The sequence below is a fragment of the Colwellia sp. PAMC 21821 genome (genome assembly GCF_002077175.1).
Classification (GTDB): Bacteria; Pseudomonadota; Gammaproteobacteria; order Enterobacterales; family Alteromonadaceae; genus Cognaticolwellia.
In genome coordinates this window covers 4,053,793-4,069,340 of the sequence record NZ_CP014943.1, presented here as the reverse complement: position 1 = coordinate 4,069,340, position 15,548 = coordinate 4,053,793, and the positions used below count along the sequence as shown (strand labels likewise).

16 protein-coding genes are annotated in these 15,548 nt (G+C 38.8%); 1 reads left to right on the top strand and 15 read right to left on the bottom strand.

Features of this window, described 5'->3' with window-relative positions; all coding sequences use genetic code 11:
• Nucleotides 1–298: 298 nt before the first annotated feature.
• From A3Q33_RS17205 to A3Q33_RS17170, 8 genes are all read right to left on the bottom strand, one after another.
• Nucleotides 299–1,555, bottom strand: a complete 1,257-nt coding sequence (locus tag A3Q33_RS17205) for a Y-family DNA polymerase (RefSeq protein WP_081181014.1) — start codon at nucleotides 1,553–1,555, stop codon at nucleotides 299–301.
• Nucleotides 1,543–1,956 carry a LexA family protein gene (locus tag A3Q33_RS17200; protein ID WP_081181013.1) on the bottom strand — a complete coding sequence of 138 codons (414 nt, stop codon included), beginning with the start codon at nucleotides 1,954–1,956 and terminating at the stop codon, nucleotides 1,543–1,545. Before A3Q33_RS17200 ends, A3Q33_RS17205 begins: the two co-directional genes overlap by 13 nt.
• Before the next feature lie 399 nt (nucleotides 1,957–2,355).
• Nucleotides 2,356–2,631 (bottom strand): cell division topological specificity factor MinE, encoded by a 276-nt coding sequence (gene minE, locus A3Q33_RS17195; protein ID WP_081181012.1) that lies wholly within the window; start codon nucleotides 2,629–2,631, stop codon nucleotides 2,356–2,358.
• 1 nt (nucleotide 2,632) lies between these two features.
• Nucleotides 2,633–3,442: a septum site-determining protein MinD gene (minD, locus tag A3Q33_RS17190; RefSeq protein WP_081181011.1), complete on the bottom strand. Its 810-nt coding sequence runs from the start codon at nucleotides 3,440–3,442 to the stop codon at nucleotides 2,633–2,635.
• A 28-nt stretch (nucleotides 3,443–3,470) separates the two neighbouring features.
• Nucleotides 3,471–4,205, bottom strand: a complete 735-nt coding sequence (gene minC, locus A3Q33_RS17185; RefSeq protein WP_081181010.1) for a septum site-determining protein MinC — start codon at nucleotides 4,203–4,205, stop codon at nucleotides 3,471–3,473.
• Nucleotides 4,206–4,367: 162 nt separating this feature from the next.
• Nucleotides 4,368–4,661, bottom strand: coding sequence for a cell division protein ZapA (locus A3Q33_RS17180; RefSeq protein WP_081181009.1), 294 nt, complete (start codon nucleotides 4,659–4,661; stop codon nucleotides 4,368–4,370).
• A complete protein-coding gene (locus A3Q33_RS17175; RefSeq protein ID WP_081181008.1) occupies nucleotides 4,661–4,891 on the bottom strand; it encodes a DUF904 domain-containing protein in 231 nt (76 codons plus the stop codon). The genes A3Q33_RS17180 and A3Q33_RS17175 overlap by 1 nt, the downstream gene beginning before the upstream one ends.
• 289 nt (nucleotides 4,892–5,180) lie before the next feature.
• Complete coding sequence (locus A3Q33_RS17170) at nucleotides 5,181–6,854, bottom strand: SulP family inorganic anion transporter (protein ID WP_081181007.1); 1,674 nt, start codon at nucleotides 6,852–6,854, stop codon at nucleotides 5,181–5,183.
• 317 nt (nucleotides 6,855–7,171) lie between these two features.
• Here A3Q33_RS17170 and A3Q33_RS17165 point away from each other — a divergent pair, with 317 nt between their 5' ends.
• Entirely contained in the window at nucleotides 7,172–7,963 is a 792-nt protein-coding gene (locus A3Q33_RS17165; RefSeq protein WP_081181006.1) for a substrate-binding periplasmic protein, read from the top strand.
• A 9-nt stretch (nucleotides 7,964–7,972) separates the two neighbouring features.
• Here the strand turns inward: A3Q33_RS17165 and A3Q33_RS17160 are convergent, their stop codons facing one another.
• From A3Q33_RS17160 to lrp, 7 genes are all read right to left on the bottom strand, one after another.
• Nucleotides 7,973–8,179 (bottom strand): hypothetical protein, encoded by a 207-nt coding sequence (locus A3Q33_RS17160; RefSeq protein WP_081181005.1) that lies wholly within the window; start codon nucleotides 8,177–8,179, stop codon nucleotides 7,973–7,975.
• A 422-nt stretch (nucleotides 8,180–8,601) separates the two neighbouring features.
• Nucleotides 8,602–9,885 carry a serine--tRNA ligase gene (gene serS / locus A3Q33_RS17155; RefSeq protein ID WP_081181004.1) on the bottom strand — a complete coding sequence of 428 codons (1,284 nt, stop codon included), beginning with the start codon at nucleotides 9,883–9,885 and terminating at the stop codon, nucleotides 8,602–8,604.
• Nucleotides 9,886–9,911: 26 nt separating this feature from the next.
• Nucleotides 9,912–10,313: a fluoride efflux transporter CrcB gene (gene crcB / locus A3Q33_RS17150; RefSeq protein ID WP_081153642.1), complete on the bottom strand. Its 402-nt coding sequence runs from the start codon at nucleotides 10,311–10,313 to the stop codon at nucleotides 9,912–9,914.
• Nucleotides 10,306–11,661, bottom strand: coding sequence for a replication-associated recombination protein A (locus A3Q33_RS17145; RefSeq protein WP_081181003.1), 1,356 nt, complete (start codon nucleotides 11,659–11,661; stop codon nucleotides 10,306–10,308). Before A3Q33_RS17145 ends, crcB begins: the two co-directional genes overlap by 8 nt.
• A complete protein-coding gene (lolA, locus tag A3Q33_RS17140; RefSeq protein ID WP_081181002.1) occupies nucleotides 11,648–12,409 on the bottom strand; it encodes an outer membrane lipoprotein periplasmic chaperone LolA in 762 nt (253 codons plus the stop codon). Before lolA ends, A3Q33_RS17145 begins: the two co-directional genes overlap by 14 nt.
• A gap of 1 nt (nucleotide 12,410) precedes the next feature.
• On the bottom strand, nucleotides 12,411–14,882 hold the full coding sequence (locus A3Q33_RS17135; protein WP_081182733.1) for a DNA translocase FtsK: 2,472 nt from the start codon (nucleotides 14,880–14,882) through the stop codon (nucleotides 12,411–12,413).
• A 179-nt stretch (nucleotides 14,883–15,061) separates the two neighbouring features.
• The gene (gene lrp / locus A3Q33_RS17130) at nucleotides 15,062–15,544 is read right to left on the bottom strand and encodes a leucine-responsive transcriptional regulator Lrp (protein ID WP_081181001.1); all 483 of its coding nucleotides are present in this window, start codon (nucleotides 15,542–15,544) and stop codon (nucleotides 15,062–15,064) included.
• Between the last annotated feature and the right edge of the window lie 4 nt (nucleotides 15,545–15,548).

The window sequence follows — 15,548 nt, the reverse complement described above, 5'->3', positions numbered from 1 at the left end:
TACGAATTATAACTTCACTCAATACAAAACCTAAATAATGGTCCATTTGCCCTGCACCTACAGTTTGGATCTGTCAGACTCTCATAATGAGCCTTCATAAACTTTAAATGCTCTGATTCAACTGTATTTATTAATGCCCATCAGGTTGTTGGAGTTTTATGATTTCATCTATGAATAAAGTCAATTTATACTCCTTTGCTGCCCATACTTATAATTTTTGCCTCAATGAGTAAACCTTTATAGCTATGCAAATATATAAACCCAAGTAGTTAGTCGCTAATGCCCTATTCTGCTGACCTTAACAACGAATTTTCGGTATATCTCGCCACTTACTTGTAAAGCTTGGCGAAAGAAACTCACGTCTCATATGCCACTTTTCAATTCGTCCCTGTGCTGCTAATTGTAAGGTATCATTACCATAACGATGGTTGATACCGTCATAACAGAGCATCAGCTCTGGATTGTCTTCATTTAGCGAAAATAGATCATGTTGTTGAAAGTGACTATTCTCAAGCTCAATGGCACCCACGCCACAGCGATAAAAATTAACACCGCTAGCATAAATACTATCAAAAGCAGTTGATATTGCATTGGCAATATTAAGCGTATTATCTGTAGCCACCGGAAATTCACACATTATTGATTTGTTATAGTAATTTTCGTCATGAGGCGAGCTAGCAGCGAATATAGCAAGTTTTTTAACGCGCGAATGCTGTTGCCTTAATTTACGCGCTACAATTACACCGTGGCTGACTAGCGCTGTTTTCAAGTGGTGACTTTCGTTAACACGTTGGCCGAAGCTTCGAGTAGAAAATATTTCTTTCTTAGGTTGTTTAACATCATCCCAATTTAAACAAACAATACCATTCAATTCATTAACCGTTCGTTCAACCAGTACGCTAAATTGGCTACGCATTATTTTGGGTGACTGGTTGGCTAAGTCCCATGCGGTAACTATGCCCAATACATTTAAACGTTTTCCTAATCGGCTGCCAATACCCCACACATCAGTCACGGTCATTTTTGATAATACTTCTTTGCGCGATGCTGCATCGTCAACAATCGCTACACCGTTATAACCTGGTAGTTTTTTAGCGGCATGATTAGCAGCTTTGGCTAGTGTTGGTGTTGAACCAAAACCAACACCAACCGGTAAGCGTGTTTCTTGCCAAACGGCACGTCGTATTTCATGGCCGTATTTATGCCAATCGTTAATAATGTGGTTATATTTTTTGAACTGTAAAAAAGATTCATCAATTGAGTAAACATATTGGTTATCGCAGAAGCGGCCAATAACATTCATCATCTTCTCACTCAAATCAGCATATAACTCATAATTGGATGAGCGAATAACCACATTGTGTTTTGCCAAGAAGTGTTTGATTTGAAAATAAGGTTTAAACTTTGGAATACCTAAGCGCCGGCCAATTGGGCAAACAGCGCATATGCAGCCATCATTATTTGTCAGCACAACCACTGGCCTATTTCTAATTAAAGGATCAAACACCTTCTCACAAGACGCGTAGAACGATATGGCATCAACTAACGCATACATGCGCTCAGTTCCTTAACTTGTCGGTGTAAACGGATTGAACGCGTAACAACTCCTTCTATTTGAAATTCATCTTCAGGCGTAATGTTAACTGGCTTATGCATGAACGAGGCCGATAATAATCTAGCGTTCTTTTTATCAATAAGTTTGCAAGTAAAGCAGCCGTTGTAGTTAGCCACAATAACATCTCCATCTTTTACTGGCTCGCTGCGGTCAACAAGCAGTAAATCGCCATCAAAAATGCCAACATCTTGCATAGAAGGCCCCTGGGCTAAGCCAATAAATGTTGCGTCTGGGTGTGAAATTAACAGCTGATCAAGCGATAAACCAAGCTCTTTATATTCTGCCGCAGGAGATTCAAAGCCAGATATACCAGCCTCAATAAAAATGGGAATAACTTTCATAAAACACAACAAATACTGTACATTTAAACAGTATAGTTTAAAGCGTAAAATTGAGAAAGCTTTTTGTTAAATGTTCATCTAGTGGGAGTAAAAACGCTCGATAATGAGAGAAGAGTATTTTGCCTGCATAAGTTACACAAATATTATAAATAAAGGTGTTTGTAGCAAGTATGGGGCTATAAAACGATGTTTTAGAACCTGCTAACACTAGTTTAGAGAGGGTACTACTTTATAACCATCAAGTTCATGTATTGATGATTTTTCGAGGAGTTTTAATATTAAGCCCCTGTTAAAGGGGCTGATAATCATTTATTTAGCGGCAGAGCCTAAAACTTAATAGTGCAGTTTTAATTACCTTACTATTATCTTACGGTTACCTTATTGTTATCTTAATGACCCTTAGTCTTTGCTGAGCTCGTCATGCAATTCTATATTAAGCTCTAAAACGTTTAAATCGCCTTCTTTTTTATCCAGATTTATCGAAAAACTTTCATCAGATACTTTTATATATTTACGCAAAACTGTAAGAATATCTTCAGTGAGTTGCGGTAAATAATCCGGCTGTTTATTTCGACTATTACGCTCATGCGCAACAATAATTTGCAGACGTTCTTTAGCTTTAGAAGCTGTTGTTACCTGCTTTTCTTTTTTAAAAAAATAATCAAGTAATGCCATGTTAACCTCCAAATAAGCGACTAAGAATGCCTTTTTTCTCGGCGTTTATAAATCTAAATTCAACCGTTTCACCTAAAAGACGTTCAATAACATCTTGATAGGCTTTACCGGCATCGCTTTCTGTATCTAAAATTACCGGTTCACCAGCATTTGATGCTTTGAGTACCGCTTGGGATTCTGGAATTACACCTAGCAGCGGAATCGATAGGATGTCTTTAACATCTTCAACACTGAGCATTTCGCCTTCTTCCACACGTTTAGGTGAATAGCGAGTTAATAATAAGTGCTCTTTTATTGGCTCTAAGCCAAGTTCAGCTCTACGCGAGCGACTAGCTAACATACCTAAAATGCGATCAGAATCGCGTACTGATGAGACTTCAGGGTTGGTGGTTACAATAGCTTCGTCAGCGTAATAAAGCGCCATCATAGCACCAGCTTCAATACCTGCGGGTGAGTCACAGATGATAAAATCGTAGATTTTACCTAGCTCTTCTAGCACTTTACCGACATTTTCTTTGTTTAACGCATCTTTATCACGTGTTTGCGAGGCAGGTAATATCGACAGGCTACTAACACGTTTATCTTTAATAAGAGCTTGATTTAACGTAGCTTCACCATTAATCACATTAACAAAATCGTAAACAACGCGACGTTCACAACCCATGATCAAATCAAGGTTTCGCAGACCAATATCAAAATCAATTAAAACAACTTTATGACCTTTCAGCGCTAGGCCAAGACCAATGGCAGCACTTGATGTCGTTTTACCAACACCGCCCTTTCCTGATGTAACTACTATTATCCGTGCCATAGACCGAATATCCTTTATAAGTTAAAAATTAAATAAGTTTTGATGACGTTAATTCACTGTCAGTCAAATGAATATAGACCGGTGAGCCCCAATGTTGCTCCATTGACTCACTAAGCCAATAGTTGCCATTAATAGAAACCAGTTCAGCTTCAAGATTTTGGCAATATATTTGTGCTTTATGGTGACCTTTTGCACCGGCAATGGCTCGACCGCGTAATGAGCCATAAACATGAATATTACCATCGGCAATCACTTCAGCTCCGGCTGAAACTGAGCCAATAATGACTAAGTTTTGATCTTTAGCATAAAGTTGCTGACCTGAGCGAATTTGCCCTCGATGCACTTTATCTGTATATAAATTACTGGGTGCTGTTATAGCGGGTGTTTCAGTCTCAGTGGCTGGGCTTTGCGGTGCAGTAACAGATTTTTCAACTGTATTAACTTTGGCAGTATTAACTTTGGTAGTATTAACAAAAGAAAAACCCAATTCACGAATAAGCTTGCGTTGCTCTTTCTCGACAGTTCCGGTAAAGCCGACAAAGGTAAAGTTTAATTCTTCAATTAATGCTTTTACCGCTTGATAATCAATTGAACACGCGAGTTGTTCAATACTGACCACAACGGGGACTAGGTAAAAAAAGTCGGGGGCTTGCGCTACTTTCTTTATTAAATCAGCGCGAATATCAGCTAACGATGACGTTCTTAAATGTAAAACAGACAGGGTAAAGCTTGACCCTTTAAATTCAATACTAGCATCAGCCATAATGAAGTTGTCCCTAAATAAAGTAACCGTATGTTTTTAGGTGTAATTCACCTAAATGTAATAAAAACAGCCATAAAGTCACCAGTATTGCTGATATTTTAGCTAACAAATACCAGCAATACTAAAAAGTTAAAAATGTTGTTAATACCAGTCAATAATTTATTAATCTGGTTGGTTTAACGTGCTTTTTAATGTCGAAATCAAAGCAGTTTGTCCGTGTTGATGACGCTTAATTTTATTATTTGCTACCAGTAGTGAATAACTTAAATTAATTGCAGCAACCAATAAAGTACGCTCGCTACTAGCCATACCATTTTGTTGTTTGATGTCATCACACATAACAGCGAGATCAGTCGCTGCTTGCTTTAAGTCTTCTACTTGTTCAGCTGAGCAAGAAAACTTATGTTGCTTACCCATAATTTCAATGCTGATACCTATAGGGTCTTCAGCAAACATTAGCTAAGCTCTTCTACACTTTGTAATTTATCTAAAAGACTTGTTAAAACATTACTAGTTTGCTTTTGTTTTTCTTCACCTTCAAGCGCTTCTAGTTGCAACATTTCATTTTCATCAACGAGTAATGATTTTTGCTGTTCTAATTCTGCAATTTGGTTTTTTAACTGGGTATTTTTATCAATAATCTGTTCAATCAGTTGTTCGAGTTGAGGGAGAGTATTTTCTAACATAAGGCGCTCTTGTTAACTGTAGTAAATAAAAACGCAAACTTAATCTAAAGTGAGGCAAAATGCTACTCTTTAGCGCAATTTTTAGCGTAATTTATGTAACAATTATTATCGGCAAGAGATATTAAACACTTTCGTATAAAAAACATACGTTTGTGACAAAATTTGAGCAATATATTTTACCGATGATCTTGGGGATTTAACTTCAATACATTGCTTGTTGTTGCAGCCTTAATAAATAATTGATGTGGTTTATTAAGACTGCTTTACAGTAATTATTTTCACACTGGCGTTATACAATTAATGACTTTTCTGCAGCGTGATCTTCAACATAATTTAATGCACCTTGAAGGGCTTCATGGCGGTATCTAAAAGTGTTTTCTTTTGGCACCATCTCTAATAATTCAAATTTTTCCAATTGCTGACGCGTTTGTTGATTTGGACAGAGCAAGAAGACGGCGCAATTGGCTTCCTGAGCATCTTTAATGGCATTCTCTAATGCCAGACCAACAGTCACATCAAACATGGGGACATCGGTTAGATCAAGGATCATTGCTTGGTAGTCACCCACACTACTATGTTGGCGAGCTATAGCTTTTGAAACACTAAAAATCATCGGTCCTGAAAGGTAGAAAAACAGTACTTTGCCATTTGCGCGATCTAACAACATGCGCTCGCTATCTGTCAGCGGTACAACATCTTGATCGGTATCGCTGATCGCTTTTACTTGCTGTGATTGCGCTTGGCTCAATTTTTCAATGATAAGGATATTAGAAATAAAAACCCCGAGCCCTACCGCAACAATCAAATCAACAAACACGGTTAATAACATAACACCATACATTATCATCATGGCTTGTAGGCTAACTTTGTGCGCGCGTTGTATAAAACTCCAATCTAATATGTTGAAACCCACATAAACCGCAATACCCGCTAATACGGCCATCGGAATAGGTTCAGTTAACGAACCGGCAATGATTACTACTAGCGCTAAAATTAACGCCCTCACCATGCCAGACAGCGGTGATCGTGCGCCAACTTGAATATTCGTTACTGTACCCATAGTCGCGCCTGCGCCAGGTAAAGCGCCAAATAATCCTGAGATCATATTAGCGAGTCCTTGACCACGCAGCTCTTTATCAGAGTCATGCTCTTTACGGGTAAGTGAATCACCAATAACGGCTGTCAGTAAGGTGTCAATACAGCCAAGCGTACCTAATACCAGCGCATCAACAACCATGGTCATAAACATATCGGCCGTAAAGTGCGGCATAACTAAAGACGGCAAGCCTGCAGGGATCTCTCCGATACGACGAATACTATCGATGTCGAAAAATATGATAGAAAATAATGTCACAGCAACTAAGGCAACAAGTTGTGCCGGAACATATTTTCGATATTGCTTTGGAAAGAAAAATAAAACCGCTAAGGTCAGAATACCCAGTAATAACTCACCAAAATTAATATTAGCTATGATATTAGGCAGTGCTGATATTGTACCTAATACTCCGCCTGCTGGGGCCGCTTGACCTAAAAGAGGTGAAAGCTGCAAAATAATTAAAATAACGCCAATACCTGACATAAAACCAGATATGACGCTATAAGGCATTAAGGTGATGTATTTACCGAGTTTAAGTGTGCCAATTAATATTTGAAATGCGCCAGCCATCATCACAACGGTAAACGCCATCGCCATGCCAGATTCAGGATATTTAGCCATCATACTGGTGAGTACGGCGGTCATAATAACAGTCATCGGCCCTGTGGGCTCTGAGATAAGTGATGTAGAACCACCAAATAAGGCAGCAAAAAAACCAACTAATATCGCACCCCACAGCCCTGCTTCAGCTCCAGCTCCTGAAGCAACACCGAAAGCGAGCGCCAAGGGTAAAGAAATAATAGCTGTGGTGACACCACCAAAAATGTCACCTTTTAAACTTATATCGTTAAAGCGATCACCAAACAAAAGTCGACTCCTTACCTAAATTTAAATGAGTACCAATGGCACTCATTACTGACATTGGTCTCAGTAATTCTACCAAAATTTTAAATTGATAAGTACAAAAACACCTTGAAGTAGAAGCCATTTTTTGTCAAAAAATGTAATGTTGTGCGTAAAATTATGCCAAATAAAGTATTTATGTCTTTGCTTGAAACATAAAGTACAGTGTATTAAATAGGAGTAGTATATCGCTGAACTGCCATTTGTTAGCTGTCCGCCTTGTTAGAACTTAATATAATGACTAAAATCAAACGAGATACTCACCAGTAATTTGGTAACCAATGGCTTTAAAATCGATAGTTAACATATCTGTATTGATGCTGTTTTCAATATTTTTCAATGTCTCACATGCAACAGAGAAGTTGACTGTTGTATTTGGTGGAAAATTAGCACCTTGGGTTTTATCTGAAACTAACGAAGGCATTATTCTCGATTTATTAAGAGCGACAATGCAGCCCTTAGGTTATGAAATAGAGCCACTATATTTACCTTATGCTAGGCGAGCTAATGCTTATAAAGCAGGCGGAATTGATATTGTTTCTGACATGAACATGAATACCATCAACGAACATAATTTAGACGGTTATTTTTCCGACACGGCCTACACATATGAAAACTTTGCCTTTAGTTTGCATAAAAAACACTTTGAATTTACTCAGTTAACAGATCTTAAAAAATACAGCTTACTTTCATGGCAAGATGCTGGTATTCACTTAGGAGAAGCATACGCAAAAATGGCCAATAACCATCCACGTTATAGCGAAACATTCGATCAACTAGTGCAAGTGAAAATGCTATTTCTAGAAAAGTTTGACGTTGTACAAATGGATGCTCATATTTTTGATTATTATCGAGCTCAAATTTTAAATTCAGGCAAAATAGATGCGGCTCAACAAGTTGATCGCTTTGGATTGTTTGGTGCAAGTCCCAATGGCTTTTTATTTCAGTCAGAAGTCATACGTGACAAATTTAATACGCAGTTACAACGAATTAAAGCATCAGGAGAATACCAAAAAATATTTCAGCGCTACTTAACCCCCGATAACATTAAAATAGAGCAAACTAAACAATAATGTTTCCAACTAAATTTTAATAAAATAAGGTATGGCGACTAAAATTACGCCGACAATAAGCAACATAGTTACACTAGACATAAAATAGGGGAATACAAACAGAGCTAGCCCAGTGCAAAGCGGGACAATAGCTTTTTGTTTTTTTCCATACATGAAATAACCAATACCAATGCCACCAAACAAAACACTCCAAAGCATTATTGAAGAACTATCCATATTAAAATCACTTATTTAAAGTTTTAACGCGTCGCTACACAGCTAATATATCTACTTTTTGATAGATTTGTCCGTATGCTTTTCCTGCACACACGATTGAAGCGCTTATATAGCGCTTGGTTATGCCTGCGGCTAAAAGCGTGCCTCATGCCTATGATAACTTCATCGTCGCTCTGCTGCATCCATGCACCTCGACATACCGTACATCCTGTACATCGTCGCTCTGCTGCATCCATGCACCGCGACATACCGTACATCCTGTACATCGTCGCTTTGCTGCATCCATGCAACGCGACATACCGTACATCCTGTACATCGTCGCTCTGCTGCATCCATGCACCGCGACATACCGTACATCCTGTACATAAAAAATCCAATACCTGGCTGGGTATTGGATTTTTTAGCAAGCTTACATTAACAAATTAAACGTTAATGTTGGTACAACCTTTCATGTAAGGCTGTAAAACAGTAGGAACATTAATACTGCCATCTGCTTGTTGATAATTTTCTATCACCGCCACTAAGGTACGGCCAACGGCTAAACCAGAGCCATTGAGTGTATGCACAAGTTCAGGTTTGTTGGTTTCGCTACTGCGATATCTCGCTTGCATTCTACGCGCTTGGAAATCACCCATGTTTGAGCAAGATGAAATTTCACGATAGGTGTTTTGCGCTGGCAACCACACTTCGATATCGAAAGTTTTGGTTGCGCTAAAGCCAATATCACCGGTACATAACACAACGGTGCGGTAAGGTAGTTCTAATTTCTCTAAAATCTTTTCTGCGTGCCCGGTTAAATCTTCTAAGGCTTGAAAAGAATCTTCTGGCTTCACAACTTGTACCATTTCAACTTTATCGAACTGATGCTGACGGATCAAGCCACGAATGTCTCTCCCGTATGAACCCGCTTCACTTCGAAAACATGGGGTATGAGCACACATTTTTATTGGCAAGTCTTGCTCTTCAATAATTTCATCACGCACTAAGTTAGTTAACGGCACTTCAGCGGTTGGGATCAAAGAAAGTTTCTTGTTGTTTAATTCAGTATGGAATAAATCTTCACCGAATTTTGGTAATTGGCCAGTACCGTATAAAGAGTCATGATTAACTAAATAAGGCACATACATTTCTTGATAGCCATGCTCTTCGCTATGCACGTCTAACATAAATTGTGCTAGTGCACGGTGCAACTTAGCAATTTGACCGCGCATAACCGCGAAACGAGTACCCGCAAGCTTGGCACCACTTTCAAAATCTAAGCCTTTGCCTAATGCGGTGGCAACATCAACATGATCTTTGACTTCAAAATCAAATACACGCGGCGTACCCCAACGTTTTATTTCTACGTTGTCGTCTTCACTAGCACCGGCAGGTACTGACTCATGAATTAAGTTTGGTATGGCTGACGCGATAAGGTCAATTTTCGCTAATACTTGCGTCTGCTCTTCTTTCGCGGCTTCTAACTCATCACCGAGTTTACTCACTTCTGCCAACAAGGGTTGAATATCTTCGCCACGGGCTTTGGCTTGTCCTATTGACTTAGAGCGAGTGTTACGCTGATTTTGCAAATCTTGCGTGTTCATTTGGATCGCTTTACGTTGCTCTTCCAACGCAATTAATTGCGCGGTGTCTAGCGTATATCCGCGTTTAGCAAGTTCAGCTGCGGTGTTTTCTATGTCTGTTCTAAGTAGTTTTGGATCAAGCATGATATGTCACGTGTTTTCTTTGTTATTTACTTGTTAAAAATAGATACAATATACATGCCTAATGCTGCTGCAAAAATGCACAAGCAAACATTAAGTAATATGTTTATTGTCGCTTTAAATATGTCACCTTGTTGAATTAATAACAACGTGTCTAATGAGAAGGTTGAAAAGGTGGTAAATGCGCCTAAAAAGCCAATACCAATCAGTGTTCGATAAACACTTACTTCAATTACACCTTGTTCAATTAACCCATAAAGTGCTCCCATGATAAGGGAGCCGGAAATATTAACCGCCAGCGTCGCAAAAGGGAATCCTTTTCCGAGCCAATTTAAAATTAATTGTGAAATATAGAACCGAAAGCTAGCGCCAAAAGCACCACCTAAGGCTACAACTAAGTATAAAGTGAAGTTACTGATGGTATTAGTCATATCGACGTTTATCGCTTTGTTGATTTAACTGGTTTAAATAATTTAGCTTCTCACGCAGTTGTTTTTCTAAACCGCGATCGGTTGGCTGATAAAGAGTTGTTTGAGCTATTTCTTCAGGAAAGTAATTCTCGCCTGCAGCAAAGCCCCCTACTTCGTTATGCGCATAACGGTACTCATCGCCGTGCCCCAACTCTTTGGTGATAGCACTTGTAGAATTTTTTAAATGTAGCGGTACATCAAGATCGCTGGTTGAAGCTGCCAACGCTTTTGCTTGACTAAATGCCATATATACGGCATTGCTTTTTGGAGCTAGGGCCATGTAAACAGTCGCTTGTGCTATGGCTCTTTCACCCTCACTTGGACCAACACGTTGAAATGTATCCCACGCATTTATGGCTAATTGCATGGCCCGTGGGTCAGCATTACCAATATCCTCACTCGCAATGGCTAATAGTCGCCGAGCAACATACAATGCGTCGCCACCACCGGTTAGAATCCGTGCGTACCAATAAAGTGCGGCATCAGGGTCTGAGCCTCGAACTGATTTATGGAAGGCACTAATAAGATCATAAAAAGCATCGCCACCTTTATCGTAAAGCGCAATTTTATTGCCAGCAACCTGAATTAATTGCTCTTTACTAAGTACTTGCTGGTTATTTTCAACCTTGGTAATTTCTAAGCAGTTTTCAAATAAATTGAGTAACCTACGTGCATCACCATTGGCCAAAGCAATAAGCTGCTTTTTAGTTTCTTCATCGATAATAATATCGAGCTGAGAGCTGTTCGTTTGAAAAGTTATCGCACGGGCTAATACGTTACTTAAATTACTTTCACTGAGCTTTTTTAAAGTGTAAACACGAGCACGCGATAATATCGCCTGATTAAGCTCAAATGCAGGGTTTTCAGTGGTTGCGCCAATAAAAATAATGGTGCCGTCTTCAATATGCGGTAAAAAAGCATCTTGCTGACTTTTGTTAAAACGATGCACTTCATCAACAAAAAGTACCGTTCTACGTTGTTGATGAAGTGCACGATTTTTTGCATTTTCTATCGCTTGGCGTATATCTTTAATACCAGAAGTTACAGCAGAAACTCGCTCAATGTCGGCATTGGCGTGATTGGCAATAATTTCTGCAATGGTCGTTTTACCGGTACCCGGTGGACCCCAAAAGATAATGGAATGCACTTTTCCTTGCTCAATAGCCAAGGGTAATGGCATGCCTTTGGCTAAAATATGTTCTTGGCCTTCGTATTCAGCCAGAGACTTAGGTCTTAACTTGGCGGCTAAAGGCTTAAAACGGTCATCTTCAGCAAAGCCTAAATCAAGTGAGCCATTAGCGTTGGTCATCTAAATAAACACCTTCAGGGACAGTAAACTTAAATAAATTTGGCTTGGGCGCTTTGTTTAGATGTTTAAGCGTAATAACACTTAATTGCCCCGTCGCATCAAGGATATTAAATGCGGAAAGTTCAACCTTATTAACGTTGTTGGCAAAGCTCAGTTCTAAGCTTTTAACGCGAGAATTCTCATTATTTGCAGTTACCAAATAACGATTATCGCTGAGTTGACTTACACTATAGTCTTGCCATAATTTCTCGTCGTTACTCGTGATCAATAAAATAGGCGTATTGGCTATCGCACTCTCTAAAGTATAAACACTTACCTGTTCAACAAATGGGTCATAAAACCATAAATTTTCGCCATCTGATACTATCAGCGACTCATCAGGCATGATGGTTTGCCAATTAACTAAATTCGGTTTGCTAACAGAGAGAGAACCACTACCTTGCTGTAACTCATTACCTGCTTCATCAAATATTTGTTGATTGAATTCCGCGCTAAAAAACTCAATTTTTGCTAATTTTTCCATTAATGCACTTTTGCTATTCTCGGCATTATCTGTTGCTGAAATATTGATGATACTTTCATCTATCATCTTTACTGCATTGGCAGTTTTATGATGATTTACATCGGACTTTAATTCAGTTACGTCCATATGGTCATGACTAAAAGCTAAGCTAGTCGTTGATAATACGGCACTAAATAGCGTTGCAACTGCAACACTACTTTTTATCAATTTGTTATTGGTTTGCATGTTAGTGTTCCTTAATTGGCGGTGGCGCTAATACTTCTCTTGCGCCATTATTACCCGGCCTAGATACGACACCATTTGACTCCATTTGTTCAACAATACGCGCTGAACGGTTGTAACCAATTCTAAATTTACGTTGAATACTGGAAATTGAAACCCGACGACTTTCGGTGATAAAGGCTAATGCTTCATCATAAAGCGTATCAATTTCTTCTTCGCTGTCAGCATCTGCTTGTTCACCAGGTAATAAAATATCTTGATCTGTGTCACCTGAAAGAATTTCTTCTATGTAGTTAGGCTCTGCTCTTGATTTCCAGTCATTAACTACCGCATGTACTTCGTGGTCATCAACAAAAGCGCCATGAACACGAATAGGTACCGCTTCACCTGGGGGTAAATAAAACATATCGCCCATACCAAGTAATTGATCAGCACCTTGTTGATCTAGGATGATACGAGATTCAATACGCGATTGTACCCTAAGCGCCATACGCGTGGGAATATTGGCTTTAATTAAACCGGTAATAACATCGGCTGATGGACGTTGAGTCGCTAAAATTAAGTGAATACCAGCAGCACGCGCTTTTTGCGCTATTCGAGCGATAAGTTCTTCAACTTTTTTACCCACTATCATCATCATGTCGGCAAATTCGTCTACGATAATAACGATTGATGGTAATTTATCTAATGTCGGTGGCGTTTGCGTAAAAGCATCACTAGGCTGCCACAAGGGATCTATCATAGGCTCGCCAGCAGCGATGGCTTTGGCCACTTTGTCGTTATACCCTTTAAGGTTTCTAACACCAAGTTTCGACATTAATTGATAACGTCGCTCCATTTCGCCCACACACCAACGCAGTGCGTTAGCCGCTTCTTTCATGTCGGTGACTACTTCAGAAAGTAGATGTGGAATACCGTCATAAACTGATAGTTCGACTTGTTTAGGGTCGATCATGATCATGCGAACATCTTCAGGCGAAGACTTATATAAAATACTGACAATCATGGTATTAACTGCAACAGACTTACCTGAACCCGTAGTACCTGCCACAAGTAAATGCGGCATTTTAGCGAGATCCGCAATCACCGGCTGACCTGATATATCACTACCAATAGCCATTGCTAAATTGGATTTTGAATTAGCAAATTTTTCACAAGATATAACATCAGCAAAAAATACGGTTTCACGGTGTTTATTGGGCAATTCAATACCAATGACCGACTTGCCTTCTATAACTTCGACAACACGTACGCTTTTAGCAGACAGCGAACGCGCTAAATCTTTTGACAAGTTAGTAATTTTACTGGCTTTAACACCTGGGGCTAAGTTGAGTTCGAAACGAGTAATAACCGGACCCGGAAATACCCCTACAACTTCAGCTTTAATACCAAACTCCATCAGTTTTGCTTCAACTAAACGAGAGACTAAGTCGAGTTGTTCTTGATCAATAGGATTTTCAACTTTGTCCTTGCGATCCAACAAGTCTAATGATGGCATATCGCTATAATTGGGTTCAGCGGGCTTTTCTTTTTCTAGTTGCTGATAAATTTTATCATGTAATGTTGTCGCTTCATCATCAACAACAATTTTTTCTACTGGCTCAAAGGCTGCGGCAATTTCATCATCACTGACATGCTCTTGCACATTCATTGCAAGCGGTTCGCCCATCAACTCATCAATATCTACGTAGGGTTCTTTTTCACGCGTATTATAGGCGCTGTCATCATCACTTTTAGCAAAGATACTCTCATGCTCGGTATCACTGATTGATTCAAGCGCTTTTTTAACTTCGTCTGACTCTTTCTCAAAAGCTATGTAATGTTCAGTAACATTGTTATCGATTTCGCTAGCAGAGGTTTTATTATCAATATTTAAGTTTTTAGATGTCGGCTCAGTCTGATTAGTTGTTGTAGTTTTTGACTCTTTTTCGAGACTTGTACCTAAGTGGTATTTGATCAGTGAAGGGATTGTTAAGCTGTATTCAATAGCGTGAATAGCGTACTCCCCTACTCTATCGATAGCTTTAAGAAGCGATATACCTGTTAATAAGACAAAACCTGAACCGCAAAATGTTACAAATAACAGCGTACTTCCAACGAATGAAAAATAAGGTAACAAAGAATTACTTAAAACATCACCTAGAATACCACCTGCTGAAAAGTAAAAAACATCATCAAAATTCATACTAGCAATTGACGTTATACCGATATAAAACAAAATAAAACCGATAAACTTTAAACCAAGCGTTAAATAATCTAAACGAATTAATTGATGATACTTTTGAAATAATAACCAACCGGTAATGGCAATAACAAAAGGCAGACTATAAGCGATTAAGCCAAATAAATTTAACAATAAGTCAGATAAGTACGCGCCAACCGCACCACCTAAGTTACGTACTGGACTTTGATAACCCGTTTGTGACCAACCTGGATCTGCTGGGTCAAAACTAAATAAGGCTAGCATGATAAACATAGCAAAAACGCAAGACACTAAAAGTCCTGCTTCGAGAAGGCGCTGAACGCCATTTAACTTGGGAGATGGGGAAGACAAATGCACACTCTTATGAAAATTATCATTATAATACTGCTAAAATACCAAACATTAGCGACGAATAAAACGTAATAGCAAACATTTACCGTGAATAACGGCTTTTAGCGCTTTATAGGCAAGTGATTTGAAGATTTTACTTCTTCCATCACTACATAAGTCCTACTTTCGCTAACCGCAGGCAACCTTAATAAAGTATTTCCCAATAATTCACGATAAGCGGCCATATCTGCAACGCGAGTTTTAAGTAAAAAATCAAAATTGCCTGAGACTAAGTGACATTCTTGAATAACGTCTAATTCATGAACCGCCTTAGAAAAGTCGTCAAAAACGTCAGGGCTGGTTTTAGTGAGTGTTATTTCAACGATAACTAATAAAGCAGCGTCTAGTTTTTTGGGATTTAAAATGGCTTGATAACCTACAATAAATTTGTCGTTCTCTAAGCGTTTAACTCTTTCTAAACATGGTGTCGCACTTAACCCCACTCTTTTTGAAAGCTCTATATTAGATAATCGACCATTTTTCTGTAATTCAAATAATATGTTTTTATCAATACGGTCTATTTTTTTTTCAACTGGAGAATTCATATAT